This is a genomic window from Caballeronia humi (assembly GCF_001544475.1).
Taxonomy (GTDB): Bacteria; Pseudomonadota; Gammaproteobacteria; order Burkholderiales; family Burkholderiaceae; genus Caballeronia; species Caballeronia humi.
Genome location: NZ_FCNW02000174.1, coordinates 1 through 1,493, shown reverse-complemented (window position 1 = coordinate 1,493; position 1,493 = coordinate 1). Strand labels below are relative to the sequence as shown.

The 1,493-nt window shown below is 57.9% G+C and carries 1 protein-coding gene; it reads left to right on the top strand.

Going from position 1 to position 1,493, the window contains the following annotated elements; genetic code table 11:
• Positions 1–207 precede the first annotated feature (207 nt).
• Entirely contained in the window at positions 208–795 is a 588-nt protein-coding gene (locus AWB65_RS34850; RefSeq protein ID WP_087671260.1) for a lipocalin family protein, read from the top strand.
• The last annotated feature ends 698 nt before the right edge of the window (positions 796–1,493 follow it).

The window sequence follows — 1,493 nt, the reverse complement described above, 5'->3', positions numbered from 1 at the left end:
CCGACGATACTGCTCGAAGCCGGCGCCTTGATCTGCTGCCATCGCTAGGGTCTTTTGTCTCATTCAATATAAACGGCCTGCCACCCTGATGCGTTGACCTTTTTCAGCATTGCCTTAGATCGATCGCTTGATCCACGTCAAGCGGACGACGTCGCGTCGGCGGCAGCATGATGCGACTGGAACACAGGAGCCCCTGTCGAGGACGGTATGAACCAATTCGCCCGACGTGTTCTCATTATCCTTTTCGTTGCGGTCGCTGCCGGATGTACCTTTGCGCCCGTCAACCGGAACCCTCATGCAGACAAAGCGCTCGAGCCGGTGTCCGTCGATCTGTCCCGCTACATGGGCCGCTGGTACGTGATATCGAACATCCCGGTGGTGGACGAGCGTGACTATGTCGGAAGCTGCGCCACGTGGACCCTGCGCGAGGATGGACGTATTGAGGATGCTGTGTTGGGTCGCAAACATGGCTTCGATCAACCCGAGACGGGCAGCGTGTTCATCGCCAGGCCCGAACACGGTGCACGCAACTCGGTGTGGAAAATTCGTCCGGTGTGGCCGTTCGAGTTCGTCGTCCTCACGGTGTACCTAGATCCAGACTACGAGTACACGGTGCGCGCAACGCCGGACAAGAATTTCGCGTGGATTCTGGCGCGCCATCCGGAAATGCGTGAGGAAACCTACCAAGCCGTACTAACGAGGCTCGACGCCATGGGATTCGACATTGCGCGCTTCAAGAAAGTAGTGCAATTTCCCGAACAGATTGGCAAGCCGGGGTTCCATAGCGTTCGCTAGGTATGTGACCGGTTGGCAATGCGCATGTGGGCGTCTACCTACATCACCGCCTGGGCGCGTACATCAAGTCTGCCGTCGTTGACTGATATCGCCCGCTGGCTCAGGGATACTGAAATCCAGCGAGGCGCGCTTTGCGGCGCCGAGCCACCGGCGCAACGCCGCTTGACGCTGCGTAGTCTATCCGAATATTGCTGCCCGAGGAGGAGTGGAAGTGGCCAGCCAGCGATTTCTGTCGATACAAGAGATTTTCCACCAGTCCGTCGATTAGCTGTTCGCACAGCGCGGAGCGGGGTTGCTGCCGCAAGGGCTAGCGACCGGACACTCTCCGAATACACCCGATACGCCGCGCCACCATTCATTCGTCGGGCGACTGCACAAGCGCGATCGAAGGTGTGTCAATACGGCTCATCGATCCAAATGTTGCAGGGCGTCCCGCATACATGGAGCTAGGCGTGCGCGCGCTGCGCCGTGCGCTTGAGCAGGAACGTCATCGTCCCGAACTGGACTGTGCCTGTGACACTTTGCAACGCAGTGACTTCCGGAAGTGAACCGACTGCTGGTGGTATCGAAAACAAGAATCTTCGAACGTTGTCGGAGATGTTTGACGCTGCTTGTATGCACTCTTTCCAATCCCAAGGTCACTGAACAGGATATTCTGGGCGGACACTTTGAAGCAACGCGAAGCCGCTTTGCCGTCA